We start from the raw sequence: 24,634 nt of genomic DNA, 5'->3' as shown, positions 1-24,634 counted from the left end.
TTCATCTGTTAATTGTCGACGCACTCAATCTGATCCGCCGCATTCATGCGGTGCAGGGGTCCCCCTGCGTTGACACCTGCCTGCACGCGCTGGAGCAGCTCATCGTTCATAGCCAGCCAACCCATGCCGTGGCGGTTTTTGATGACGAAGATCGCGCCCACGGCTGGCGACACCAGCGCCTGCCGGAATACAAAGCCGGGCGCGCGCCCATGCCGGAAACCCTCGAAGCCGAAATGCCCGCCCTGCGCGCGGCCTTTGAGCAGCGCGGGATCCGCTGCTGGGCTTTAGCGGGCAACGAAGCGGACGACCTCGCCGCCACGCTGGCAATCAAAGTCGCCCATGCCGGACATCAGGCGACGATCGTCTCTACCGATAAAGGCTATTGCCAGCTGCTGTCGCCGACGATTCTGATCCGCGACTACTTTCAGAAACGCTGGTTGGACGCCCCTTTCATCGCCAAAGAGTTCGGCGTCACGCCGGAGCAGCTGCCTGATTACTGGGGGCTGGCGGGGATCAGCAGTTCAAAAGTCCCGGGCGTGGCGGGGATTGGCCCAAAGAGCGCGGCGCAGCTGTTAACGGAGTATCAGGATCTGGAGGGCATCTATGCTCAGCTGGCGAAGGTACCTGAAAAATGGCGCAAAAAACTGGAAGAGCATAAAGAGATGGCCTTTACCTGCCGCGAGATAGCCCGCTTGCAGACCGATTTAGAGCTCGACGGCAATTTACAGCAGCTGCGGCTGGCCCCTCAGGCATAAACAAACCGACAGGGCGACGCTGGCATCGCCCTGTGCAGTGACCGCCTGAGGCACTACCACGCAGTATGATACAGGGTCATGATCTCCTCCAGGCTGGCCTCACGGGGGTTCCCCCCGGTACAGACATCAGCAAAAGCCGCCTGTGCCAGCGCCGGAATATCCTCTTTACGTACCCCAACGTCACGCAGATTTGGGGGAATACCGACATCGCGGTTAAGACGGAAGACGGCATCAACGGCGGACTGGCGCGCCTGCTCCAGACTCACGCCATCCACGTTCTCCCCCATTGCGCGAGCGATATCGCGGAACTTCTCGCCGCTGAAGTCGGCGTTGTAGCGCATCACGTGGGGTAACAAAATAGCATTCGCCACGCCGTGCGGGGTGTTGTAAAACGCCCCTAAAGGATGCGCCATACCGTGCACCAGCCCCAGCCCGACGTTGGAAAACCCCATGCCGGCAATGTACTGTCCCAGCGCCATCGCTTCGCCTGCCTGACTATCGCCGGCTACCGAATCTCGCAACGCGCCGGCAATCACCTCAATGGCTTTAATATGTAGCGCATCGGTCAGCGCCCATGCCGCCCGGGTGATGTAGCCTTCAATCGCATGGGTCAACGCATCCACGCCGGTCGCGGCTTTTAACGCCGGCGGCATGCCGTCCATCATATCGGCATCGATAAAGGCCACCTGAGGGATATCATGCGGGTCGACGCAGACGAATTTACGCCGCTGCGCTTCATCGGTTATCACATAGTTAATGGTCACTTCCGCCGCGGTTCCTGCGGTGGTCGGAATGGCCATGATCGGTACCCCCGGATTGCGGGTCGGCGATAGCCCTTCCAGGCTACGCACGTCGGCAAACTCCGGGTTAGCGTGGATAATGCCGATCGCCTTACAGGTATCCTGCGGCGAACCGCCGCCAATCGCGATCAGGTAGTCGGCGCCGCTGCGTTGAAACGCCCCGAGCCCCTCCTGCACCACGGCAATCGTCGGATTAGGGATCGCGCCGGAAAATATCTCCCAGGCCAGGCCCGCGTCATCCATCCTGCGCGTCACCTTGTCGACCACGCCGCATTGCGCCAGATTGTTATCCGTCACTATCAGCGCCTTGCGATATCCCCGGCGGGTCACTTCATCGGTTAACGCCGCCACCGCTCCCCGACCGAACCATGCCGTCTCGTTTAAAATCATTCTGTTCGCCATCGTCGCCTCCCGCTCGCTTTGCGAATCACTCTTCGATACGTAACCCATAGGTTTTGAATTTTTCCAGTACGATGGCAATGGCCTCGTCGTCCAGCACCGGTACAGGATCGACGATCGCCAGGGTACTGAGATAGAGTTGAGCCAGAACCTCGACTTCATGCGCCAGCCACAGCGCTTTTTCCAGATTCTCTTCACAGGCAATCAGGCCATGGTGCTGCAGCAGCGTCGCTTTGCGATGCTTTAACGCCACGGCGACAAACTCTGACAGTTCGCGAGTCCCAAAGGTGGCGTACGGCGCACAGGGAATGGAGTTCCCCCCGGCAGCGGCAATCATGTAGTGGATCGCCGGGATCGGGCGATTGAGGATCGACACCGCCGTGCAGTGCACCGCGTGATTATGCACCACGGCCTGCGCATCGGGCCGGGTCTGGTAGGCGGCCAGATGAAAACGCCACTCGCTCGACGGCAGTTTCCCCTGCTCGTGCTGGCCGTTGGCATCGATCCACACGATGTGAGATTCAGTGAGTTTTTCATAAGGAATCCCCGTCGGCGTAATCAGCATCCCCCCGTCATAACGCACGCTCACGTTCCCGGCGGTGCCCTGATTCAGCCCCAGTCGGGTCATTTCCAGGCAGGTATCAATAATCTGCCGCGCCAGTCTGTTCCGTTCCATTTATTTACCTCTCTCAGCGATTCAACACCGGGCCAACAGAAGCGCTTTCGCGTTGCATTCCGGCCCTGTTGAGTCAGTTTTATATTTACTGGCTATCATCATATTGAATAATCAGAAAGGAATTTACATTCACGTATTCTGTGACCACCATCAATTAATTTCCCTGGTTTAATCAGGTCGCAATATTTTTCAGCCGTGAAAAATGACCGTTATTATTTTTCTCGTTCTAAACGGGCAATTTAGCTTGTCATTTAACAACTGACCGTTTTCACCACAATAAATTAAATCGGGCAACCATTCTGTGGCTTTTAAATTAATTTCACTCAAACGGTCATTGTTTTACAGAAATTAAAGTGATAGCAATCACATAAAACCACCGTTATTGGGTGAAGTGTGACCGTTATCATATTAAAAGACCTTTTTTATTTGAAAATGACCTCATGAGTTCATTCACACCCCCTAATTATTCAAGAGACGCTCTCGCGGCGGGATGAGAATAACGAGGACGTCGGCACAGGAACTCACCCGGTTGCCGGTCTGGTGAGTCATACCAACCGCACGCCTGAGATGCTGAACACGCTTCTTAACTGATGAGGATGCTATGGGAAATACAACAATACAAACGCAGAGTTTTCGCGCGGTGGATGTCGGTCAACGTCAGCGCTACATTATTCCATTCGCCTTGCTGTGCTCATTATTTTTTCTTTGGGCTGTCGCCAATAATCTCAATGATATTTTACTGCCCCAGTTTCAACAGGCCTTTACATTAACCAACTTCCAGGCTGGTCTGATTCAGTCGGCATTTTATTTTGGCTACTTTGTCATTCCGATCCCCGCCGGAATACTGATGAAGAAACTCAGCTATAAAGCCGGGATCATTACCGGGTTATTTTTGTATGCTTTCGGCGCTGCGCTATTCTGGCCCGCTGCTGAAATTATGAATTATACGTTATTTCTCATCGGGCTTTTTATTATTGCCGCTGGTCTCGGGTGTCTTGAAACGGCAGCAAACCCTTTCGTCACGGTATTAGGCCCGGAAAGCGGTGGTCACTTCCGTCTTAATCTGGCGCAAACCTTTAACTCTTTCGGCGCCATTATTGCAGTTGTATTTGGGCAAAGTCTTATTTTGTCTCATGTGCCACATCAATCTCCGGAGGTGCTCGATAAAATGGCGCCTGACCAGCTCAGCGCCTATAAACACAGCCTGGTCCTGTCGGTCCAGACCCCGTACATGATTATCGTCGCCGTGGTGCTGCTGGTCGCTCTGCTGATTATGCTGACAAAATTTCCGGCTCTGCAAAGCGACGACCACAGTGAAAGCGAACCCAGCTCCTTCGTGGCCTCATTCAGCCGCCTCGCCCGCATTCGCCACTGGCGCTGGGCGGTACTGGCGCAGTTCTGCTACGTCGGCGCGCAAACCGCCTGCTGGAGCTATCTGATCCGCTACGCCATTGAAGAGATTCCCGGCATGACCCCAGGTTTCGCCGCCAACTACCTGACCGGCACGATGGTGTGCTTCTTTATTGGCCGCTTTAGCGGGACCTGGCTTATCAGCCGCTTTGCCCCGCATAAAGTCCTTGCCGCCTACGCCCTGCTGTCGATGGCGCTGTGCCTGATCTCCGCCCTGAGCGGCGGGCATATCGGCCTGCTGGCCCTGACGCTGTGCAGCGCGTTCATGTCCATTCAGTACCCGACCATTTTCTCTTTGGGGATCAAGAGCCTGGGACAGGACACCAAATACGGATCGTCGTTTATCGTCATGACCATTATTGGCGGCGGGATCGTCACGCCGGTGATGGGCTTTGTCAGCGATGCCGCCGGCAACATCCCCACCGCAGAACTGGTTCCGGCACTGTGCTTTGCCATCATCTTTATTTTTGCCCGTTTCCGCTCACAAGCGGTAACGAACTGAACATTTTCCGAATAACGTGAGGAGTCTGTAATGAAAAGAATCAGCTTACCCAAAATTGGTATTCGCCCGGTGATTGACGGACGTCGTATGGGAGTACGCGAGTCGCTGGAAGAGCAGACCATGAATATGGCAAAAGCCACCGCCGCGCTGATTAGCGAGAAACTCCGTCATGCCAGCGGCGCGCAGATTGAGTGCGTGATTGCCGACACCTGCATCGCTGGCATGGCGGAATCCGCCGCCTGCGAGGAGAAGTTCAGCAGCCAGAACGTCGGCGTGACGATCACCGTGACCCCTTGCTGGTGCTACGGCAGCGAAACCATCGACATGGATCCGCTGCGCCCGAAGGCCATCTGGGGATTTAACGGCACGGAGCGCCCCGGCGCCGTCTATCTGGCCGCTGCGCTGGCCGCCCACAGTCAGAAAGGGATCCCGGCGTTCTCGATCTACGGCCATGATGTCCAGGATGCCGACGACACCACCATCCCGGCCGACGTTGAGGAAAAACTGCTGCGTTTTGCCCGCGCCGGGCTCGCCGTTGCCAGCATGAAAGGGAAAAGCTATCTCTCCGTGGGTGGGGTTTCGATGGGCATCGCTGGCTCCATCGTCGACCATAACTTCTTTGAGTCCTGGCTGGGGATGAAGGTCCAGGCGGTTGATATGACCGAACTGCGCCGCCGTATCGACCAGAAAATCTATGATGAAGTCGAGCTGGAAATGGCGCTGGCCTGGGCGGATAAAAACTTCCGCTACGGCGAGGACCAGAACGCGCAGCACTATAAGCGCGATGAAGAACAGAGCCGCGCGGTGCTAAAAGAGAGCCTGCTGATGGCGATGTGTATTCGCGACATGATGCAGGGCAACAAGAAACTGGCAGAAAAAGGGCTGGTCGAGGAGTCGCTGGGCTACAACGCCATCGCCGCCGGCTTCCAGGGTCAGCGCCACTGGACCGATCAATATCCGAACGGCGACACCGCCGAGGCGCTGCTCAACAGCTCCTTCGACTGGAACGGCGTACGTGAGCCTTTTGTCGTCGCTACCGAGAACGACAGCCTCAACGGGGTAGCGATGCTGATGGGCCACCAGTTGACCGGTACCGCGCAGGTATTTGCCGATGTGCGCACCTACTGGTCGCCGGACGCGGTTGAGCGCGTGACCGGCCAGCCGCTCACCGGGCTGGCGGAACATGGCATTATTCACCTGATTAACTCGGGCTCCGCCGCGCTGGACGGTTCCTGCAAACAGCGGGATGAAGAGGGAAAACCAACGATGAAACCGCACTGGGAGATTTCGCAGAAAGAGGCGGATGCCTGCCTGGCGGCAACCGAATGGTGTCCGGCGATTCATGAATACTTCCGCGGCGGCGGCTACTCCTCACGCTTCCTGACTGAAGGCGGCGTGCCGTTTACCATGACCCGGGTCAACATCATCAAAGGTCTGGGACCGGTGCTGCAAATAGCCGAAGGCTGGAGCGTCGAGCTGCCAAAAGCGATGCACGACCAGCTGGATGCCCGCACCAACTCCACGTGGCCCACCACCTGGTTTGCCCCGCGCCTCACCGGCAAAGGCCCGTTTGCCGACGTCTATTCGGTGATGGCCAACTGGGGGGCTAACCATGGCGTGCTGACTATCGGCCACGTCGGCGCTGACTTTATTACCCTGGCGGCCATGCTGCGGATCCCGGTCTGCATGCATAACGTGGAAGAGGGCAAAATCTACCGTCCGTCCAGCTGGTCCGCCCACGGCATGGACACGGAAGGCCAGGACTACCGCGCCTGTCAGAACTACGGTCCGCTGTATAAACGTTAATGGCTTTGCCCGGTGGCGCAAGCTTACCGGGCCTACGGGCACGTCAGCCGTAGACCGGATAAGCGCAGCGCCATCCGGCGACGTTTATGGAGTTAATATGAAAAATGAAGTCATCCTCGTCCTCGACTGCGGCGCCACCAACGTGCGGGTTATCGCCGTCGATCGTCAGGGTAAAATTGTCGCCCGGGCCTCAACCGCCAACGCCAGTGAGCGCGCCGCGGAGAACCCCGCGTGGCACCAGTGGTCGCTGGAGGCTATTCTGCAACGCTTCGCCGACTGCTGTCAGCGCCTCTCGGCCGAACTGGCCGCGTGCCGGATTCGCGGCATCACGGTGACCACCTTTGGCGTTGACGGCGCGCTGGTCGATGAGCACGGTACGCTGCTCTACCCGACGATCAGCTGGAAATGCCCGCGCACGCTCGCAGTGATGGAGAACATCGGACAGCTGATCGCCCCGCAGCGCCTGCAGGAGATCTCCGGCGTCGGGGCATTCAGCTTCAATACCCTGTATAAACTGGTGTGGCTGAAAGAGCATCACCCGCAGCTGCTGGCAAAGGCCCACGCCTGGCTATTTATCTCCTCGTTGATCAATCACCGTTTAACCGGCGCCTTCACGACCGATATCACCATGGCGGGCACCAGCCAGATGCTGGATATTCATCGGCGGGATTTCAGCCCCGAGATTCTGAAGGCTACCGGGATACCGCGTCGACTGTTCCCGACGCTGGTCGAAGCGGGCGACAGGATAGGTTCGCTGCGCCACGATGCCGCTGCGCAACTGGGGCTTCCCGCCGGCCTGCCGGTGTTCTCCGCCGGCCACGATACGCAGTTTGCGCTGTTTGGCGCCGGTGCTCAGCAGGATGAACCGGTGCTCTCCTCCGGTACCTGGGAAATCCTGATGGTACGTAGCGGCGAGGTCAACACCGCCTTGCTCAGTCAGTATCCCGGCTCAACCTGCGAGCTGGACAGTCTGGCCGGGCTGAGCAATCCCGGGATGCAGTGGCTGGCCTCCGGGGTGCTGGAGTGGGTTCGTCAGCTGCTCTGGACGCCCCAAACGCCCTGGCAAACGCTGATTGATGAGGCGCGGCTGATTCCCGCCGGCGCAGAAGGCGTGAAGATGCAGTGCGACCTGCTGGCCTGCCAGCATGCGGGCTGGCAAGGCGTCACGCTCAATACGACCCGCGGCCATTTTTATCGCGCGGCGCTGGAGGGGTTAACCAGCCAGCTGAAAAATAACCTGCGCACTCTGGAAAATATCGGCCATTTTAAGGCCAGAGAACTGCTGCTGGTCGGCGGCGGCAGTCGCAATGTGCTGTGGAATCAAATCAAAGCCAACATGCTCGATATACCGATTAAGGTACTGGATGACGCCGAAACCACCGTGTCAGGGGCTGCGATGTACGCCTGGTCTGGCGCCGGCGAGTTTGCCAGCGCCGGGCAGGCCCGATCGCAGGTCCACTATCAGTACCGCTACTTCTACCCGCAAACCGAACCCGAACTGTCAGAGGGAGTATGAAATGTTAAAAACAATCTCTCCGCTCATTTCCCCTCAACTCCTCAAGGTCCTCGCCGAGATGGGTCACGGGGATGAGATTATTTTTTCTGATGCGCACTTCCCGGCCCACAGCATCGGGCCACAGGTGCTGCGCGCCGATGGCCTGCAGGTGAGCGATCTCTTACGCGCGGTAATTCCGCTGTTTGAGCTCGACAGCTATGCGCCGCCGCTGGTCATGATGGCGGCGGTCGAAGGCGATACGCTCGACCCGCAGGTGGAAATGCGCTATCGCGACGCCCTCTCACCACAGAGTCCATGTCCGGATATCGTCCGTATCGACCGCTTTGCCTTCTATGAGCGGGCGCAAAAAGCCTTTGCGATCGTTATCACAGGCGAACGCGCTAAGTACGGGAATATTCTTTTAAAAAAAGGGGTAACGCCGTAATCTCATGCCGGAGCGTCCGCCTGATGCGGACGCTCATCGAATGACAGGGTGAGAACATGAAAGCGGCACGCCAGCAAGCGATAATAGACCTGCTGATCAACCATAGCAGCCTGACGACGGAAGCCTTATCGCTACAGCTCAACGTCAGTAAAGAGACGATTCGTCGCGATCTGAGCGAGCTGCAGTCGCGGGGAAAAGTGCTGCGTAACCACGGTCGGGTCAAAATCATTCATCGGGAAAGCCAGGACAGCGGCGACCCTTTCCATATTCGCCTCAAAAGCCACTATGCCCATAAAGCGGATATCGCCCGCGGCGCCCTGGCCTGGATTGACGAAGGGATGGTGATTGCCCTCGACGCCAGCTCCACCTGCTGGTATCTGGCCCGCCAGCTGCCGGATATCAACCTGCACGTCTTTACCAACAGCCAGCCGATTTGCCAGGAGCTGAGCAAACGCGAAAACATTCAGCTCACCTGCTCCGGCGGCACGCTCCAGCGCAAATATGGCTGCTACGTCAGCCCTTCGCTGATCTCACAGCTCAAATCGCTGGAGATCGATCTGTTTATTTTTTCCTGCGAAGGTATCGATAGCCACGGCGCGCTGTGGGATTCAAATACGGTGAACGCCGATTTTAAATCGCTGCTGCTCAAACGCGCGGCGCAATCGCTACTGCTGATCGACAAAAGTAAGTTTAATCGTTCGGGGGAGGCCAGGATTGGTCATCTGGATGATGTGACACACATTCTTTCTGACGCGCAGATAGCGGCAAAATAACCGGCGGGACAAGAGAACCCGGATAACGCTGCCGTTATCCGGGACACGACGCGAGCTTAGCGTTCGTCGCGGCGACCGCCAACGGCCGCCCACAGGCGACGGACGTGAACGGTCACCTCTTCACGATCGTGATACAACTGACGCGCCTGGATCTGGGCATTAATCCCGTGTTCATCCAGCTGTTCCTGGATATAGGCAAGGTTGCGCGACAGCTCCTCATAGCGCTTTTTCATCGGCAGCTTAAGGTTAAAGATGGTTTCCCGGCACCAGCCGTTCACCAGCCACTGCGCCATCAGCGCCGCTACTTTCGCCGGTTTCTCCACCATATCGCACACCATCCACGAGATGTTGTTGCGCGTTGGCCGATACTTGAAGCCATCTTCACGCAGCCAGGTCACCTGCCCGGTATCCATCAGACTCTGCGCCATCGGGCCGTTATCCACGGAGGAGACCCACATATTGCGTTTCACCAGCTGATAGGTCCAGCCGCCGGGGCAGGCCCCCAGATCCACCGCATACATCCCGTTGCCCAGACGCTCATCCCACTCATCTGCCGGGATAAAGACGTGAAACGCCTCTTCCAGCTTCAGCGTAGAACGGCTCGGCGCGTCAGACGGGAACTTCAGACGCGGGATCCCCATATAGAACGGCGAGTTGTTGGTGGTGTACGAGTAACCGGTATAGCAGCAGCCGGGGGCAATAAAGAACACATGCACCACCGGGCGCTTCGGCGTTTCATAGTTGGTGAGCACGCCCGCTTCACGCAGCGCCGCGCGCAGCGGAACCGTCAGTTTACGGCAGAACTTCATCAGCTCTTTGCTTTCATTGGTATCGGCCACTTCCACCCGCAGATCGCCGCCCTTCTCGACCACGCCCTGCAGCATCCCGACAATCGGCGTGATGCGATCTTCCGGCGGCAGGTCGCGCAGCAGTTCGCCAGCCACAAACATCTGGCGGGCGAAAACCAGCGAGCTGAACGGCAGTTCACGCACCAGTTTGTCGCCATCTTCCATCTGATAGCATTCAAAAATGACATAGCCAGAGTCTTCTTTCACTCGGGCAAAACCAAACACCTCAAGGCGGGAGGCCTTATCAGTAATTTCTGCTGCGCACTCCTTCTCAAACCCGGGGCGACAATAGAGGACAACCTTATTCATGAACAACGCCCTTACGTTTCAGACGAATTGCACCAATTAACATTAAAACCCAACCGGCGAGGAAGCTCACGCCTCCGACCGGCGTCACGAACGCCCACAGGCGTAAATGCGACAGCGCCAGGCAGTAGAGACTGCCGCTGAACAAAACGGTACCGAGCGCCATAAAGACGCTACTCCAGTAGAACCAGATACTGATACGGCGCTGCATCGCCACCGCCAGACCAAAAATAGCCAGCGTATGGAAGGCCTGGTACTCAAGCCCGGTATGAATCCAGGCCATTTCCGCCGCGCCTAACGACCGGCTTAATACATGCGCGCCAAAGGCGCCCAGAGCAACAAAGACGAAACCGCTTATCGCGGCAAATATCAGCATAAATCGGCTGGTCATGTTTTTACCCTACAATCATTTATTGTTCGTAACGAAAACGAAATTTTTCTTGTTCGCTCGCCGCTTTCGCCAGTATCCATTGCCGGAAGGCGGCTATTTTACCCAGTTCAGCCTGACTGTCATGACAAACGAGATAAAACGCATTCTTACTGACCAGAACATCATTAAACGGGCAGACCAACCGGCCGGCCTCGATCTCGGACTGGGACATCACATTATTGGCCAGGGCGACCCCTTGCCCGTGAATAGCCGCCTGCAGCACCATCGCGCTGTGGCTGAAAATAGGCCCCTGCTGCACATTAATATGGCTTAGACCAAGCTGACGGGTATAAGTTTGCCAGTCGCGGCGGGAAGCATCGTGCAACAGCGTATGTTGCGCCAGATCCGCAGGTGTTTTCAATGCCTTGTCACCGGTCAGCAGCGCCGGAGAACAGACGGGCAGCAGATATTCGGCGTACAATTTTTCGACGCGCAGACCTGGCCAGTTGCCGCGGCCATAGAAAATCGCCACGTCGACGTCATCCGCCAGTTTGTCCTCCTGACGGTCCACGGCCTGGATTCTGACATCAATCCCCGGATAAGCTGAGTTAAAGCTTGAGAGTCGCGGCACCAGCCACTGGATCGCAAAACTGGGCAGTAAACTTACCGTTAAGGCCCCTTTCGCGCTTCGGGCCTGTAGTTTACGCGTCGCCTCGGTCAGCTGCGAAAAAATCTCTTTAATATCCTGAAAATAGCTCTGGCCTTCTTCCGTCAGCAGCAGCGATCGATTGCGGCGGCGAAACAGCTTCAGCCCTAGAAAATCCTCTAGTGACTTGATTTGGTGACTTACTGCGGCCTGCGTCACAAAAAGCTCATCTGCTGCGCGAGTGAAGCTTAAGTGACGTGCGGCTGCATCAAAAACACGTAATGCATTCAGGGGCGGTAATCGCTTTGACATGGTTATTCTGGCTTAGATGTTAAGGCGTTTTAACAAACAGGAAACAACAGTTAACCTATTAGTTTTTTTTATCTGAGCCATTATAATTTGTCCGTTGAGGTTCTACCAGCAAATACCTATAGTGGCGGCACTTCCTGAGCCGGAACGAAGAGCTTTTTTTGGAATGCGTGTTCCAACAAGCTTTTGGCTTACGGTTGTGATGTTGTGTTGTTGTGTTTGCAATTGGTCTGTGTTTGCAGACCATGGTAGTAAAGCTACCCTTTTCACTTCCTGTACATTTACCCTGTCTGTCCATAGTGATTTAATGTAGCACCGCAACATGCGGTGCTTTTTTTTGCCTGTCTGCCGCCGTGCTGACCTGAATCTCCTCCTCTCTTCCTTTCGCCAGCCTTGCCCTGATGACTAAATTGCGCGACGATCGTCGTATTGCAACGAGGAATTCCATGAACGCATTCAATCCTGCTCACTTTCGCGCCCAGTTTCCTGCGCTGGCCGATGCCGGCGTTTACCTTGATAGCGCAGCGACGGCGCTGAAGCCGCTCGCCGTCATCGACGCCAGCGACCAGTTTTACCGCCTCAGCGCAGGCAACGTTCATCGTAGCCAGTTTGCCGCCGCCCAGCGCCTGACTGAACGCTATGAAAATGCCCGCGAACGCGTGGCGGCGCTGCTCAATGCCCCATCCGCGAAAGATATCGTCTGGACGCGCGGCACCACCGAAGCCATCAATATGGTGGCGCAGAGCTATCTTCGCCCGCGCCTGCGGCCCGGCGATGAAATCATCGTCAGTGAAGCGGAGCACCATGCCAACCTGGTTCCCTGGCTGATGGTCGCAGAGCAAACCGGCGCCCGGATCGTGAAGCTGCCCGTCGCTGCCGATCGCCTGCCCGACGTCGCCCTTCTGCCTTCTCTTATTACGCCGCGCAGTCGGCTGCTGGCCATCGGCCAGATGTCCAACGTGACCGGCGGCTGCCCGGACCTGGCGACGGCAATCCGCCATGCGCATGACGCCGGTATGGTGGTGATGGTTGACGGTGCTCAGGGGGCGGTTCATTTTCCCGCCGACGTTCAGCGGCTGGACATCGATTTTTATGCGTTTTCCGGCCATAAGCTGTACGGACCAACGGGTATTGGCGCGCTGTACGGCAAAAGCGCGCTGCTGGATGCCATGTCGCCCTGGCTCGGCGGCGGCAAAATGATTACCGAGGTCACCTTCGCCGGGTTTACCACTCAGCCGGTTCCCTATCGCCTGGAAGCCGGGACGCCAAATATTGCTGGCGTCATTGGCCTGAGCGCCGCGCTGGAGTGGCTGGAAGAGACCGATATCGCCCAGGCCGAAAGCTGGAGCCGTAGCCTGGCGACGCTGGCGGAAGATGAGCTGGCGAAGCGGCCTGGCTTTCGTTCCTTCCGCTGTCAGGAGTCCAGCCTGCTGGCGTTTGACTTCGCCGGAGTACATCACAGCGACATGGTAACCCTGTTGGCGGAGTCGGGTATTGCGCTGCGTGCCGGACAGCACTGCGCCCAACCGCTGCTGGCGGCACTGGGCGTTAGCGGTACCTTGCGCGCCTCGTTTGCCCCCTATAATACTCAGGATGATGTTTACGCGCTGGTGCATGCCGTTGACCGCGCCCTGGAAATACTGGTGGATTAATGACGACTTCTCATCCTTTTGGTACCAGCATCACCGAAGAGACCTTACGCCAGACGTTTATTCCGCTCAGCCAGTGGGAAGATAAATACCGCCAGCTGATTTTATTGGGTAAGCGGCTGCCTGCGCTGTCGGATGACCTGAAAGAACGGGCCAAAGAGATTGCCGGATGTGAAAACCGCGTCTGGCTGGGCTATACCGTTGATGCTGACGGTAAACTGCACTTCTTCGGCGATAGCGAAGGCCGGATTGTGCGCGGTATGCTGGCGGTGCTGCTCACGGCGGTAGAAGGGAAAAGCCCCGCCGAGCTGCTGGCTCAGGATCCGCTGACGCTGTTTGATGAGCTGGGGCTGCGCGGTCAGCTGAGCGCCTCGCGCAGCCAGGGACTGAGCGCGCTGAGCGAAGCGGTGCTCGCCGCCGCTCGCGAGGCTTAATTACTCTTTTAACCTCCCCCGGTGGCGCTGCGCTGACCGGGGCTACAGTCAGCGCCGTATCGTAGCCGGGCAAGGAGTTCGCCGCCCGGGAGAATTACCCGGCAGAAGCCGCTTCACGCTCCGCCTTCGCCAGCATTTTCTTCAGCGCATGGGACACGGCGACAAAACCGAAGGTCGCGGTGACCATCGTCGCGGCGCCAAATCCGGAGGCGCAATCCATCCGTTTCGGGCCCTCGGCGGTGCTCTTCATGGCGCAAACGCTGCCGTCGGCCTGCGGATAGACCAGCGCTTCGGTGGAAAAAACGCAATCCACGCCAAGCTTACCTTTGCTGTTCTTCACCACCCCGAACTGACTCTTCAACCGCTCGCGCAGCTTTGCCGCCAGCGGATCCTGGATGGTTTTCGCCAGATCGGCTACCTGAATCTGCGTCGGGTCGATTTGCCCGCCCGCGCCGCCGGTGGTTACCAGCGGTACCTTATAACGGCGACAATACGCGATTAACGCCGCCTTGGGACGTACGCTGTCAATCGCATCGATCACATAGCTGAAGCCGACGCCGAGATACTCAGCAACGTTTTCCGGCGTGACAAAATCGTCCACGACCGTTACCCGACACTCGGGGTTAATCAGGCGAATACGCTCGGCCATCACCTCGGCTTTCGCCAGCCCGACGTTGCCCCCCAGGGCATGAACCTGTCGGTTAGTGTTAGTGACGCAGACATCATCCATATCAATCAGGGTAATCGCGCCAATTCCGGTTCTTGCCAGCGCTTCCGCCGCCCAGGAGCCCACGCCGCCGATACCGACGACGCAAACATGCGCATCGGCAAAACATTGCAGCGCTTTTTCACCATATAAACGCGCCGTGCCGCCAAAGCGTTGACGCCAGGCATCGCTGATTACAACAGACATAAAACCTCAGAATGCATCGGGGCCTGCCAGCGCAAGCCCCATAGTGCGAATAAAAGATCAATGCGACCGCCAGGCGACCCCGGAGACGGCGCGTTGCGCCGGTCCGGGCGACTAGCTATCAGACGGTAGCGCGTTAACCGCTAAAGACGTTACCGGCGCCCGGCGCATTTTTCAACACCCAGACGCGACCATAGTGGTTATACCAACCGGCACGATGACCGGCGTCTGCTCCGATCCCCTGGTAGATATCAAAGTGCTGGCCTTTAATCGCCCCACCCACATCCAGCGCGACCATCAGACGCAGCTCGTACTGCCCGTTAAACTTGCCGCTATTATCCAGCAGAGGCACTTCCGCCAGCAAGGTCGTTCCCGGCGGAATAATACTGCGGTCGGAAGCCACCGAGGCACGACCAATCAGTGGCACCGCGCTGGCGCCTTTTACCGGGGCAAAAGACTGTGGTTTAAAGAAGACGAACGACGGGTTCTGTTCAAGCAGCTCGCGAACTTCGGCTTCACTGTGTTTCTCACCCCATTCACGGATCGCCTGCATCGACATATCTTCTTTCTTCACTTCACCGCGATCGATCAAGACTTTACCAATGCTGCGATATGACCAGCCATTTTTCCCGGCATAGCTAAAGAAGTTCAGCGGAGAGCCGTCGCCAAAATCAATATAGCCGCTGCCCTGCACGTCCATAATAAAGTTGTCCATCAGCGAGTTGCTGTAGGCCAGAATATAGTCGTCGCTCAGGGCGCCGGCATAAATGCTGGCGCGGGACGGCAGCTTACCGCGCTTCGGCGGCATGCGATAAATCGGGTACTGGAATTCGCCCTGGCGAGTATGGCGCGCCTGCACCACCGGAGTGTAGTAACCGGTGAACTGAACGTTGCCATAGCTATCGGCGCCCTGCATCTGCCAGGCATCAATGCCGAACTGGCTCAGAGTGCGGGTATCGCCACCGGCGCGCAGCCACTCCTGCAGCGCGTTATAGACGTTGCTCTGGCTATTATAAAGGCGCGGTGAGGCGCTGCGAATCTGACGGACCTGCTCGGAGAAGTCCCCGGCGTTAATTGGCGAACCAACCGCATCAGGCTGGTTAACCAAAGAGAACGGTTGGGTCAACTTCCCTTCATTATACTGCTGACCGCGATCGGTCGGTTTTGAGGAACAGGCGGCGAGCATCGCCAGCATTGCTCCTGTCGCTATATACTTTGCCCAACATCCTTTCATGGTATCTCTTCTTTATGCTGCTTAGTCGCGGTTCGTGATGAGGGAAGATAACAAACCCCCAGGGCTATTGAAATGCGCGAAAGCACCACAAATACAATCTTGCTCAAAAAACAAGCCGAAAATGGTTCTTTATACACCGTTTATTACAAATTTGATGATTTTACTGAAAAAGGGTTGCATCAAAACGCGAGCGGAGTATAGTGCGCTTCCACGGACGCGGGGTGGAGCAGCCTGGTAGCTCGTCGGGCTCATAACCCGAAGGTCGTCGGTTCAAATCCGGCCCCCGCAACCAATTAAAATCAGATAGCAGTAAGCTTTACTCGATGAAGAGTAAAGACGGACGCGGGGTGGAGCAGCCTGGTAGCTCGTCGGGCTCATAACCCGAAGGTCGTCGGTTCAAATCCGGCCCCCGCAACCAACACAATGAACACCCTGACGGGTGTTTTTTTTTTTCTGCGCACCGCGTACGGTCGCGCCAGCGCAATGCCCCGCCCCCTCTGACAGACTGACCCGGCGCCAATCCGGCGCGATTTCTCCCTGTCCGCATCAATACGCGCCTTTTCTTGCCCGCATGATGCCAGACGCGCCATCGCCTCCCCTTGCGGAGCAGACATGGCGCGCGATGACCCATCGCCCCGCTACAACTTATCGCGTAGCCTGACTCATAGCAGAGCCAACAGGAAAACCAGCTCGCCCAGCTCAATCGCCGCCCCGAGCGTGTCACCGGTTTGCCCACCCAACGTACGTTTCAGCAGCTGTCCGAGGATAAAAATGGCCACCATGGTGATCCCCAACGCCGCCACGCCGTGCATGCCAGGCAGCAGCATGGCGGCGATAATTACCGCTAACCCTAGCGTCACGCAGGTTTGTCGGCCGCTCACTTTGCCGATAAATACGTTACCCAGTCCTTCTTCGCGGGCGTAGCGATGGCGGTACATCAGCAGCACGGCGACGCCACGCCCGGCGGCACAGGCGGCCGCCAGCGCGGCCAGCACCGACGTTCCACGCAGCGCCAGCTCGCTGACAACCAGCACTTTTGCCAGTAACACAAAAATAAGCGCCAGCCCGCCATGGGTCCCCAGTCGGCTGTCACGCATAATCTCCAGCATCCGTTCCCGACGACGGGCGGAAAAGACGCCGTCGCAGGTATCGGCGAGGCCATCGAGGTGAAAACCACCGGTCAGCAGCGCCAGCGCTAAAATGCAAAACAGCGCCGCAAGCGGAAGACCGCACCAGGACTGAACGGCAAGAAATACCAGCCCGCTCAAACCTCCCAGCAGCGCCCCGACCAGCGGAAAAGTGACGATCCCCCGGACATACCGATCGATCTCAAGCCCCTGAGACCAACGATCCGGCACCGGTAAGCGGCTGAGAAAAGAGAGCGTTGCCCAGAATAATTTGATCATTTAATTTTGACTCCAATACCTGATACCACCAGCCAGACCTCATCTGCCGCCGCCGCCAGGCGCTGGTTAACCCGGCCGGCAATATCGCGAAAATGCCGCGCAAGGCGGTTTTCCGGGACAATCCCCATCCCCACTTCATTGGTAACCAGCACCACTTTTGCCGGGCAGCGCTGGCACGCCACAATCAGCGAATGAATCTCATCGTCTATCATCCGCTCCATTGCCGCATAATCCCAGTCGTCCGGAGAGATCTCGCCCCCCTGAGCAAACAGCATGTTGGTCACCATGGTCGTCATACACTCCAGCAGCACGGCTTCTTGCGGGTCGTTACGCGGCGTAATAACCTCATCGAGATGGTGCCAGCGTTCGACGGTGCGCCAGTGCGCCGGGCGGCCATCGCGGTGATGCTGGATCCGCTGCGCCATTTCGTCATCCACGATCTGCGAGGTCGCGAGATACAAAACCTGCGGTGAATCGGCGACGAGCGCCTCGGCGTGGCGGCTTTTCCCGCTGCGGGCACCGCCGGTAACCAGAATCAGCATGATGGCTCCTGATGCTGCTGCATGATGTGATAAATCTTTTCGATATCAATATGCTGGCGCATGGCGGCGGCCAGGATATCGAACTGTTGCGATTTGTATTGCGCATAGTGAAGAGCGGTATCCAGCGCATCCAGCCCTTTGCGCCGACGCAGGCCGTTGACCAGCGCGCGGGTGAAATCATCGCTGTCGAACAGGCCGTGCAGATAAGTCCCGAATACGAGTCCATCATCCGTCATTGCGCCATCCGCCACCAGCTCGCCATCTTTCTCCAGCAGCATCAACGGACGGCAGCTCCCGTTAAGGGTCGTTTCCCCCATATGAATTTCGTAACCTCGCACCCGCAGGGCAGACGCGCCCGCCAGCCAGTCCGGCAGCGCGCTCGCCATTGTCGCGTCGACCTGAGTGGTGGTTTTATGTCGGGCAAACTGCGTCACGGTATTGAGCAGACCGAGGCCGGGCTGCGTCCCCAGGCCGGATTCCACCTCATCGACAATCGTCTCACCCAGCATTTGATAGCCGCCGCAGATCCCCAACAGCGGAATCCCCTGCTGACGTGCCTGCAAGACGCCCGCCGCCATCCCAGAGTCGCGCAGCCACAGCAGATCGCCCAGCGTATTTTTACTGCCGGGCAGGATAACCAGATCGGCCTGCGCCAGCTCCTGCGGGTGCCGCACGTAGCGCACGCGGACATCCGGCTGCGCCGCCAGCGCGTTGAAATCGGTGAAGTTTGAGGTATGGGGAAGCTGAACGACCGCGATGTCGATCTCGCGCTTCGCGGTGTTCAGATACTTCCCTTTCTGCAGCGCCACGCTATCCTCATCCTCCAGATCGACCTCCAGCCACGGCAGTACTCCCAGTACGGGGACGCCGGTTAATGCTTCGATCTGTTCGATTCCGGAATAGAGCAGCGCAATGTCGCCGCGGAATTTATTGATAATCACCCCTTTCACCCTGGCGCGCTCCTGCTCCTCAAGCAGCGCCAGCGTCCCGTAGATCGCGGCAAAGACGCCCCCTCTGTCGATATCGGCAACCAGGATCACCGGGCACTGCGCCATCTCCGCCATCCCCATATTGACGATATCGCGATCGCGCAGGTTGATCTCCGCCGGGCTACCGGCCCCTTCCAGGACCAGCACATCATACTCCTGCGCCAGGCTGCGATAGACCGAGAGGATCTGTTCGCGCAGGCGCGGTTTATACTCGTGGTAACTCACCGCATCCATATTCGTCGCCACTTTGCCCATCAGCACCACCTGAGCTTTCAGGTCGCTGGTGGGTTTCAGCAAGACAGGGTTCATCCGCACGTCGGGTTCGATACCGGCGGCCTCGGCCTGAAAGATCTGCGCCCGGCCCATCTCTTTGCCGTCCGCCGTGATCCCCGAATTGAGCGCCATATTCTGCGATTTAAACGGCGCCGTACGCCGGCCATCCTGATAGAAAATGCGGCATAAACCGGCCACCAGCACGCTTTTACCGACATCGGACGCCGTCCCCTGCAACATAATTGCCTGCGTCATGAGGCCTCCTCGTTCGCGTTTTCTCGCATTATTTTCCCATCCTGCTCTGTTATGTTGCCACTGCCCCGCTGCCAGAAGGTGATGCGGATTTCTCCTCAGGCCATCCCTGTCCATAGATACCGTGCGGCCATAAACATCACCAGCGCCAGCGTCGAGGCGACCCACATCAGGCGCAGGGCACGGGGAATATCCTCGGGCGAAATATCGCGTACGGCGTCGCCAATCCAGGGTTTGTCCACCCGCTGGCCAAAATAGTCATTCGGGCCGCCGAGCCGGATGCCTAACGCGCCGGCGACGCTGGCTTCCGACCACGCGCAATTGGGGCTGCTGTGCTGATAGCGATCGCGCCAGCCGATACGCAGGGCGCCCGCGGCGTCGTAGCGACATAACCACGCCGCAAGGCTGAACAGCAGCCAGCTCAGACGCGCGGGAATACAGTTCGCCACATCATCAAGGCGGGCGCTGACCATACCAATGGCGCGGTATTTTTCATGTTTATACCCCACCATGGAGTCGAGGGTGTTGACCGCTTTATAGGCCATCGCCAGCGGCGCGCCGCCCAGCAGCAGGAAGAACAGCGGCGCAATAATGCCATCGACGGTGTTTTCTGCAACCGTCTCCACCACCGCGCGATTGATCTGTTCAGGTTGGAGCTGCGCGGTTTCGCGCCCGACAATCCAGGAGAGCTTTTCCCGGCTGAGCGCCACATCGCCCGCGCGCAGCGGACGTTCGACTTCCCGGGCGGAATCCGCAAGGCAGCGCCCGGCCAGGAGCGTAAAGATCATCCACACTTCAACTCCCCAGCCCAGCCAGGGATGGAGGCTTGCCGCCAGTTTCAGTAGGCTCCAGGAGAGGAGCCAGGTCAGGCCAACCACCGTCAGCCACATCAGCGCGCCGCCAACGCGCAGCGCACGGTCGCTATGGCAATACCGGCGTACGATACGTTGAGTCAAGGTGATGAGATTGCCGATCCAGCGTACCGGATGCGGCCAGCGCGGCGGGTCGCCGATGAAAAAATCGAGAATCCAGGCCACGCACCAGGCAAGTAACGTCATTGCCAGGGCCTCGTTGCCGCCCGCCAGCGGGCGCCAATGGATGAATGGAGTCGTACCGCCATACCCTGTTCCTGTTCAGGGTGGTCGGGGTGTAAAGGTGCGCCTGACGCCGTCTTGCGACGGCACGCATCTGAGCAACCCACTTCCCACCGAAGTTGTTGGTAATGACCGACAGGCAGGTTTTCTGGCTTAGCGTCATCCTCGCCCGCCCTTCCCGGATTCGCGGCCGGTGGTATTTACGGGGTCGTCAGCATCACAGCAGCGGGGGCTGCGGAGGCGTTTCACCCCCTTCCCTTGCACCTGTTGGTTATCCTGCGGCTGCATCCGGACGCTCGTCAGACCGGGTATCTGAAGCAACAGGCGGCCTATTATGCCATACGGAGAAGCCGGTCGCTTGCAGTCAGAGGGGGGCGGCAAGGATAGCGCAGAGCGCCGTAAGCAGCAGTTGATTCTCCTCAGGGCTGCGAATCGCTACGCGGTAATAACCGTTTCCCAGTCCCGGATAGTTAGCGCAGCTGCGAATCAAGATATGCTGCTGCAGCAACGCCTGCTGCAGATCGAGCTCCGGGAGATGGCAACGTAAAAAGAGATAGTTCGCCCGCCCCGGATAGACGCTCAGGCCGGGAAGCTGACGGAGGGCCTGATAGAACCGGCTTCCCTCCTGCGCCAGCCATCGCCAGGTGGCCTGCTGATAGGCGCGATCCTTGAGCGCTATTTCCCCCGCCAGAGCGGCAAACGCGTTGATCGACCACGGCATTTGTTTCTCGCGCAGTCGGGCCACCGCCCGTTCATCGCTGTTAACCAGGTAGCCCAGACGCAGGCCGGGAATAGCGTAAAATTTGGTCAGCGAGCGAAGCACCCAGATATGCGGATTGTTTTGCAGAAAGGGGATAAATCCCGGCTGGTCAGGAATGAAATCGATAAACGCTTCATCAATAATCAGCGCGATACCGGCGTCCCGGCAGCGGGCGGCAATCGCCTCAAGCAGCGGGCGCTCCGGCAGCAGGCCGGTCGGATTATTGGGCGTACAGAGGAACAAACAGTCCAGCTCTGGCGTCAGCGCCTCGAGAATCGCGTCGGTCAACTGCCAGCCATCCTCTTCACGCAGCGCGAACTCGAGGATAGTGCAATCGACCGTCTGCAGCGCGCGGCGATATTCTGCAAAACCGGGTTTCACCACCATCGCCGTGCGCGGCTTTAGCCCGTGAACGAGCGTAAAAATGGATTCGGTTTCGCCATTGCCTGCCAGGATCCACGATGCGGAAATACGGTGGTGTTCCGCCAGCGCAAGGTGCAACTGCGGGTATTCAACGTCAGGGTAGCGCTCCGCCAAGGCCAGATTATCGATAAGCGCGCGTCTGACGCTTTCCGGCATGCCAAGAGGATTAATATTGGCGCTGAAATCCCGCAGCTGGTGCGCCTCAATGCCCAGCAGCGCAGCGGCTTCCCGGGTATTACCGCCGTGCGCGCTCTTCAGTAGCGCCATCTCCCGCTCCCGTATTATCCGCGCCTTGCCAGCGTGGCGCCATCGGCGAAGTAGGCTTTAATCCCCGCCAGAATCGACTCAGCCACCTGCTGCTGGAAGGTCGCCGTTTTCAGCTTACGCTCTTCTTCTACGTTACTGATAAACGCCGTCTCCACCAGGATCGACGGAATATCCGGCGCCTTCAGCACCGCAAAGCCCGCCTGCTCCACCTGATTTTTATGCAGATTATTGATTCTGCCCATTTTTTGCAGCACCGCTTTACCAAACTTCAGGCTGTCGGCGATGGTCAGCGACTGCACCATATCGAACATCGTATGGTCGACATAGCGATCGCCGCTCTTGCTGACGCCCCCGATCAGGTCAGAGGCGTTCTGGGTCTGCGCGAGGAATTTTGCGGCGGTACTGGTGGCGCCTTTGGTCGACAGAGCAAATACCGATGAGCCTCGCGGCTGTCGGCTGGTGAAGGCATCGGCGTGAATCGACACGAACAGATCGGCGCGCTGCTTTTGCGCTTTGGCCACGCGAACCTTCAGCGGAATGAAGACATCTTCATTGCGGGTCATGTAGGCCCGCATGTTGCCCTCTTTTTCGATGAGCGCCCGTAGCCGCCGGGCAATCTGCAGCACCACATCTTTCTCACGGGTATGGTATTTGCCGATCGCGCCGGAGTCTTCACCGCCGTGGCCCGGATCGAGCATGATCACAATAGGTCGGTCGCGCCCGGCTTTACCCGGCTTCGGCCCGCTTTCTGCAGGAGGGACCTGACGTTCGAGATCGCCCTTGTTGTAATCTTCCAGTAACGCCAGCAGCGGATCCTGAACATCGGTGGCGGTCGAAGGATAGAGATCCATCACCAGACGTTCCTTAAAGCCGGCCACCGGCGCCAGGGCAAAGAGCTGCGGTTTGATGTTCTGCTTGAGTTCAAAGACCATGCGCACGGTTTGCGGATCAAACTGGCCGACGCGCGCGGACTTAATATAAGGGTCATCATCGCGAATACTCGCCCCCATGCCTTTTAGCACGGAGTTAAGATTGACGCCTTCCAGATCGACCACCAGCCGTTCCGGATTGCTCAACGCAAACTGCCGATATTTCAGCACATGACTGGATTCTACCGTAACGCGCGTATAGGTTGACGACGGCCAGACGCGTACGGCGACGACCTGCGCGGCGGCCGCTAAACCCAGCGGGCTGACGCTCATTAACCACATTGCGCCCGCCCCCTGTAAAAAACGACGACGGCTTAATCCTGACTTGTATCCCGGCATGCCACTCCCAAGCAATAAAACGTATTGGTACTCAAAACAGACAGATTGACCGGAAACTTTAACGAAAGCTGCATAACCTGTCATCAATAAAAGGGTAAACAATCTTAGGCAGCGCGCATTTGATCACAGATTTTTATCAGTTTCGTCGCAAATTTAGACTTGCGTTTAACCACGAAACAGAATAAAAATACACTAATTACGAATAATCATGCATTGAGGGTTGAGTCATGGTGAAGGAGCGTCGCACCGAACTGGTAGAAGGATTCCGCCATTCTGTCCCCTATATTAACGCTCATCGGGGAAAAACGTTTGTCATCATGCTCGGCGGCGAAGCAATTGAGCATGAGAATTTCTCCAGTATTGTCAATGACATTGGCCTTTTACATAGCCTGGGCATCCGCCTGGTGGTGGTCTATGGCGCGCGCCCGCAGATTGATGCCAATCTGGCAGAGCATCACCACGAACCGGTTTACCATAAACAGACCCGCGTCACCGACGCCAAAACCCTCGAGCTGGTGAAACAGGCTGCGGGCATGCTGCAGCTGGAAATTACCGCGCGTCTGTCAATGAGCCTGAATAACACCCCGCTGCAGGGCGCCCATATCAACGTGGTGAGCGGCAACTTTATTATCGCTCAGCCGCTGGGCGTCGACGACGGCGTGGATTATTGCCATAGCGGACGCATCCGCCGTATCGATGAAGAGGCGATCCATCGCCAGCTGGATAACGGCGCTATCGTGCTGATGGGTCCGGTTGCCGTTTCCGTCACCGGCGAAAGCTTCAATCTGACCTCGGAAGAGATTGCCACCCAGCTGGCCGTGAAGCTGAAGGCGGAAAAGATGATCGGCTTCTGCTCTTCGCAAGGGGTTTACAACCAGGATGGGGTGATTGTTTCCGAACTGTTCCCTAACGAAGCTCAGGCGCGCGTGGAAGAGCTGGAGGCGGAAGAGGATTACAACTCCGGCACGGTGCGTTTTCTGCGCGGTGCCGTCAAGGCCTGCCGCAGCGGCGTGCGTCGTTGCCACCTGATCAGCTATCAGGAAGACGGGGCGCTGCTGCAGGAGCTGTTCTCTCGCGACGGTATCGGCACCCAGATCGTCATGGAAAGCGCCGAGCAGATTCGCCGCGCCACCATTAACGATATCGGCGGTATTCTTGAGCTGATTAGCCCACTGGAGCAACAGGGCATTCTGGTGCGCCGCTCCCGCGAACAGCTGGAGATGGAAATCGATAAATTCACGATTATTCAGCGCGATAACACCACGATTGCCTGCGCCGCGCTCTATCCGTTCCCGGAAGAGAAAATCGGCGAAATGGCCTGCGTCGCGGTGCATCCGGACTATCGCAGCTCATCGCGCGGTGAAGTGCTGCTGAACCGCATCGCCACCCAGGCGAAGCAGATGGGATTGAGCAAATTGTTTGTCCTGACCACCCGCAGTATTCACTGGTTCCAGGAGCGCGGCTTTACGCCGGTCGATATCGATCTGCTGCCGGAAAGTAAGAAAGAGATGTACAACTACCAGCGTCGTTCCAAAGTGATGATGGCCGACCTCGGCTGATGTCACCGCCCCGGATAACGGCGTAAACGCCTTA

Annotated in this window: 22 protein-coding genes, 2 tRNA genes and 1 riboswitch; of the genes, 11 read left to right on the top strand and 13 right to left on the bottom strand. The window is 57.7% G+C overall.

Going from position 1 to position 24,634, the window contains the following annotated elements; genetic code table 11:
- Positions 1–755, top strand: a 755-nt coding sequence (gene xni / locus GRPL_RS16465) for a flap endonuclease Xni (protein ID WP_072010668.1), incomplete at its 5' end; no start/stop codon positions are given.
- A gap of 53 nt (positions 756–808) precedes the next feature.
- On the opposite strand, the gene fucO is transcribed toward xni, so the two are convergent.
- Together fucO and fucA are read right to left on the bottom strand one after the other, a co-directional pair.
- Positions 809–1,957: a lactaldehyde reductase gene (fucO, locus tag GRPL_RS16470; RefSeq protein ID WP_032690926.1), complete on the bottom strand. Its 1,149-nt coding sequence runs from the start codon at positions 1,955–1,957 to the stop codon at positions 809–811.
- Positions 1,958–1,982: 25 nt separating this feature from the next.
- Positions 1,983–2,630, bottom strand: a complete 648-nt coding sequence (gene fucA / locus GRPL_RS16475) for an L-fuculose-phosphate aldolase (protein ID WP_032690925.1) — start codon at positions 2,628–2,630, stop codon at positions 1,983–1,985.
- A gap of 601 nt (positions 2,631–3,231) precedes the next feature.
- Here fucA and fucP point away from each other — a divergent pair.
- From fucP to fucR, 5 genes are all read left to right on the top strand, one after another.
- A complete protein-coding gene (gene fucP, locus GRPL_RS16480) occupies positions 3,232–4,542 on the top strand; it encodes an L-fucose:H+ symporter permease (RefSeq protein WP_032690924.1) in 1,311 nt (436 codons plus the stop codon).
- 30 nt (positions 4,543–4,572) lie between these two features.
- Entirely contained in the window at positions 4,573–6,348 is a 1,776-nt protein-coding gene (gene fucI, locus GRPL_RS16485; RefSeq protein WP_032698873.1) for an L-fucose isomerase, read from the top strand.
- A gap of 97 nt (positions 6,349–6,445) precedes the next feature.
- A complete protein-coding gene (fucK, locus tag GRPL_RS16490) occupies positions 6,446–7,864 on the top strand; it encodes an L-fuculokinase (protein WP_032698872.1) in 1,419 nt (472 codons plus the stop codon).
- Between the two features lies 1 nt (position 7,865).
- The gene (gene fucU / locus GRPL_RS16495; RefSeq protein WP_032690921.1) at positions 7,866–8,288 is read left to right on the top strand and encodes an L-fucose mutarotase; all 423 of its coding nucleotides are present in this window, start codon (positions 7,866–7,868) and stop codon (positions 8,286–8,288) included.
- Positions 8,289–8,344: 56 nt separating this feature from the next.
- Positions 8,345–9,061, top strand: a complete 717-nt coding sequence (gene fucR / locus GRPL_RS16500; protein ID WP_032690920.1) for an L-fucose operon activator — start codon at positions 8,345–8,347, stop codon at positions 9,059–9,061.
- A 56-nt stretch (positions 9,062–9,117) separates the two neighbouring features.
- On the opposite strand, the gene rlmM is transcribed toward fucR, so the two are convergent.
- Genes rlmM through gcvA form a run of 3 tightly spaced genes read right to left on the bottom strand, consistent with a single transcriptional unit; the run spans position 9,118 to position 11,543 of the window.
- A complete protein-coding gene (gene rlmM, locus GRPL_RS16505) occupies positions 9,118–10,218 on the bottom strand; it encodes a 23S rRNA (cytidine(2498)-2'-O)-methyltransferase RlmM (RefSeq protein ID WP_004867036.1) in 1,101 nt (366 codons plus the stop codon).
- The gene (locus tag GRPL_RS16510; RefSeq protein WP_032690919.1) at positions 10,211–10,606 is read right to left on the bottom strand and encodes a DUF423 domain-containing protein; all 396 of its coding nucleotides are present in this window, start codon (positions 10,604–10,606) and stop codon (positions 10,211–10,213) included. The genes rlmM and GRPL_RS16510 overlap by 8 nt, the downstream gene beginning before the upstream one ends.
- Positions 10,607–10,625: 19 nt before the next feature.
- Complete coding sequence (gene gcvA / locus GRPL_RS16515; RefSeq protein WP_015585849.1) at positions 10,626–11,543, bottom strand: glycine cleavage system transcriptional regulator GcvA; 918 nt, start codon at positions 11,541–11,543, stop codon at positions 10,626–10,628.
- A 443-nt stretch (positions 11,544–11,986) separates the two neighbouring features.
- On the opposite strand from gcvA, the gene csdA reads away from it, so the two are divergent.
- Complete coding sequence (gene csdA / locus GRPL_RS16520; RefSeq protein WP_032698871.1) at positions 11,987–13,192, top strand: cysteine desulfurase CsdA; 1,206 nt, start codon at positions 11,987–11,989, stop codon at positions 13,190–13,192.
- Complete coding sequence (gene csdE, locus GRPL_RS16525; protein ID WP_032698870.1) at positions 13,192–13,623, top strand: cysteine desulfurase sulfur acceptor subunit CsdE; 432 nt, start codon at positions 13,192–13,194, stop codon at positions 13,621–13,623. The genes csdA and csdE overlap by 1 nt, the downstream gene beginning before the upstream one ends.
- Positions 13,624–13,717: 94 nt before the next feature.
- On the opposite strand, the gene tcdA is transcribed toward csdE, so the two are convergent.
- A complete protein-coding gene (tcdA, locus tag GRPL_RS16530; protein ID WP_032690916.1) occupies positions 13,718–14,536 on the bottom strand; it encodes a tRNA cyclic N6-threonylcarbamoyladenosine(37) synthase TcdA in 819 nt (272 codons plus the stop codon).
- Positions 14,537–14,669: 133 nt separating this feature from the next.
- Positions 14,670–15,767, bottom strand: coding sequence for a murein transglycosylase A (mltA, locus tag GRPL_RS16535; RefSeq protein WP_032690915.1), 1,098 nt, complete (start codon positions 15,765–15,767; stop codon positions 14,670–14,672).
- Positions 15,768–15,982: 215 nt separating this feature from the next.
- Here mltA and GRPL_RS16540 point away from each other — a divergent pair.
- Together GRPL_RS16540 and GRPL_RS16545 are read left to right on the top strand one after the other, a co-directional pair.
- Positions 15,983–16,059: transfer RNA gene (locus tag GRPL_RS16540), tRNA-Met, on the top strand.
- Positions 16,060–16,108: 49 nt separating this feature from the next.
- Positions 16,109–16,185: transfer RNA gene (locus tag GRPL_RS16545), tRNA-Met, on the top strand.
- Positions 16,186–16,429: 244 nt separating this feature from the next.
- Here GRPL_RS16545 and cobS read toward each other — a convergent pair.
- The 6 genes from cobS to amiC all read right to left on the bottom strand — a co-directional run bounded on the left by cobS (position 16,430) and on the right by amiC (position 23,041).
- The gene (gene cobS / locus GRPL_RS16550) at positions 16,430–17,173 is read right to left on the bottom strand and encodes an adenosylcobinamide-GDP ribazoletransferase (protein ID WP_032696739.1); all 744 of its coding nucleotides are present in this window, start codon (positions 17,171–17,173) and stop codon (positions 16,430–16,432) included.
- Positions 17,170–17,715: a bifunctional adenosylcobinamide kinase/adenosylcobinamide-phosphate guanylyltransferase gene (gene cobU / locus GRPL_RS16555; RefSeq protein ID WP_032690907.1), complete on the bottom strand. Its 546-nt coding sequence runs from the start codon at positions 17,713–17,715 to the stop codon at positions 17,170–17,172. The genes cobS and cobU overlap by 4 nt, the downstream gene beginning before the upstream one ends.
- Positions 17,709–19,232, bottom strand: a complete 1,524-nt coding sequence (locus tag GRPL_RS16560) for a cobyric acid synthase (RefSeq protein ID WP_032698868.1) — start codon at positions 19,230–19,232, stop codon at positions 17,709–17,711. Before GRPL_RS16560 ends, cobU begins: the two co-directional genes overlap by 7 nt.
- Before the next feature lie 95 nt (positions 19,233–19,327).
- The gene (gene cbiB, locus GRPL_RS16565) at positions 19,328–20,287 is read right to left on the bottom strand and encodes an adenosylcobinamide-phosphate synthase CbiB (RefSeq protein WP_032698867.1); all 960 of its coding nucleotides are present in this window, start codon (positions 20,285–20,287) and stop codon (positions 19,328–19,330) included.
- Positions 20,288–20,444: 157 nt separating this feature from the next.
- A riboswitch (cobalamin riboswitch) is annotated at positions 20,445–20,606 on the bottom strand.
- Between the two features lie 81 nt (positions 20,607–20,687).
- Positions 20,688–21,773 carry a threonine-phosphate decarboxylase CobD gene (gene cobD / locus GRPL_RS16570; RefSeq protein ID WP_032698866.1) on the bottom strand — a complete coding sequence of 362 codons (1,086 nt, stop codon included), beginning with the start codon at positions 21,771–21,773 and terminating at the stop codon, positions 20,688–20,690.
- Between the two features lie 14 nt (positions 21,774–21,787).
- Complete coding sequence (gene amiC, locus GRPL_RS16575; RefSeq protein ID WP_032690903.1) at positions 21,788–23,041, bottom strand: N-acetylmuramoyl-L-alanine amidase AmiC; 1,254 nt, start codon at positions 23,039–23,041, stop codon at positions 21,788–21,790.
- A 227-nt stretch (positions 23,042–23,268) separates the two neighbouring features.
- Here amiC and argA point away from each other — a divergent pair, with 227 nt between their 5' ends.
- Positions 23,269–24,600, top strand: coding sequence for an amino-acid N-acetyltransferase (gene argA, locus GRPL_RS16580; protein WP_004867060.1), 1,332 nt, complete (start codon positions 23,269–23,271; stop codon positions 24,598–24,600).
- Positions 24,601–24,634 lie beyond the last annotated feature (34 nt).

Source organism: Klebsiella planticola ATCC 33531 (genome assembly GCF_000735435.1).
In the GTDB taxonomy this organism is placed as follows: domain Bacteria; phylum Pseudomonadota; class Gammaproteobacteria; order Enterobacterales; family Enterobacteriaceae; genus Klebsiella; species Klebsiella planticola.
The sequence above is the reverse complement of the archived record's forward strand: the minus strand, read 5'-3'. Positions and strand labels throughout refer to the sequence as shown.

Coding starts and splice junctions, on each gene's coding strand:
- csdA (WP_032698871.1), top strand. CDS start 11,987: ATGAACGCATTCAATCCTGCTCACTTTCGCGCCCAGTTTCCTGCGCTG.
- fucU (WP_032690921.1), top strand. CDS start 7,866: ATGTTAAAAACAATCTCTCCGCTCATTTCCCCTCAACTCCTCAAGGTC.
- cobU (WP_032690907.1), bottom strand. CDS start 17,715: ATGCTGATTCTGGTTACCGGCGGTGCCCGCAGCGGGAAAAGCCGCCAC.
- argA (WP_004867060.1), top strand. CDS start 23,269: ATGGTGAAGGAGCGTCGCACCGAACTGGTAGAAGGATTCCGCCATTCT.
- gcvA (WP_015585849.1), bottom strand. CDS start 11,543: ATGTCAAAGCGATTACCGCCCCTGAATGCATTACGTGTTTTTGATGCA.
- fucA (WP_032690925.1), bottom strand. CDS start 2,630: ATGGAACGGAACAGACTGGCGCGGCAGATTATTGATACCTGCCTGGAA.
- GRPL_RS16560 (WP_032698868.1), bottom strand. CDS start 19,232: ATGACGCAGGCAATTATGTTGCAGGGGACGGCGTCCGATGTCGGTAAA.
- cbiB (WP_032698867.1), bottom strand. CDS start 20,287: ATGACGTTACTTGCCTGGTGCGTGGCCTGGATTCTCGATTTTTTCATC.
- csdE (WP_032698870.1), top strand. CDS start 13,192: ATGACGACTTCTCATCCTTTTGGTACCAGCATCACCGAAGAGACCTTA.
- fucP (WP_032690924.1), top strand. CDS start 3,232: ATGGGAAATACAACAATACAAACGCAGAGTTTTCGCGCGGTGGATGTC.
- mltA (WP_032690915.1), bottom strand. CDS start 15,767: ATGAAAGGATGTTGGGCAAAGTATATAGCGACAGGAGCAATGCTGGCG.
- fucK (WP_032698872.1), top strand. CDS start 6,446: ATGAAAAATGAAGTCATCCTCGTCCTCGACTGCGGCGCCACCAACGTG.
- rlmM (WP_004867036.1), bottom strand. CDS start 10,218: ATGAATAAGGTTGTCCTCTATTGTCGCCCCGGGTTTGAGAAGGAGTGC.
- fucR (WP_032690920.1), top strand. CDS start 8,345: ATGAAAGCGGCACGCCAGCAAGCGATAATAGACCTGCTGATCAACCAT.
- cobD (WP_032698866.1), bottom strand. CDS start 21,773: ATGGCGCTACTGAAGAGCGCGCACGGCGGTAATACCCGGGAAGCCGCT.
- cobS (WP_032696739.1), bottom strand. CDS start 17,173: ATGATCAAATTATTCTGGGCAACGCTCTCTTTTCTCAGCCGCTTACCG.
- tcdA (WP_032690916.1), bottom strand. CDS start 14,536: ATGTCTGTTGTAATCAGCGATGCCTGGCGTCAACGCTTTGGCGGCACG.
- fucO (WP_032690926.1), bottom strand. CDS start 1,957: ATGGCGAACAGAATGATTTTAAACGAGACGGCATGGTTCGGTCGGGGA.
- amiC (WP_032690903.1), bottom strand. CDS start 23,041: ATGCCGGGATACAAGTCAGGATTAAGCCGTCGTCGTTTTTTACAGGGG.
- GRPL_RS16510 (WP_032690919.1), bottom strand. CDS start 10,606: ATGACCAGCCGATTTATGCTGATATTTGCCGCGATAAGCGGTTTCGTC.
- fucI (WP_032698873.1), top strand. CDS start 4,573: ATGAAAAGAATCAGCTTACCCAAAATTGGTATTCGCCCGGTGATTGAC.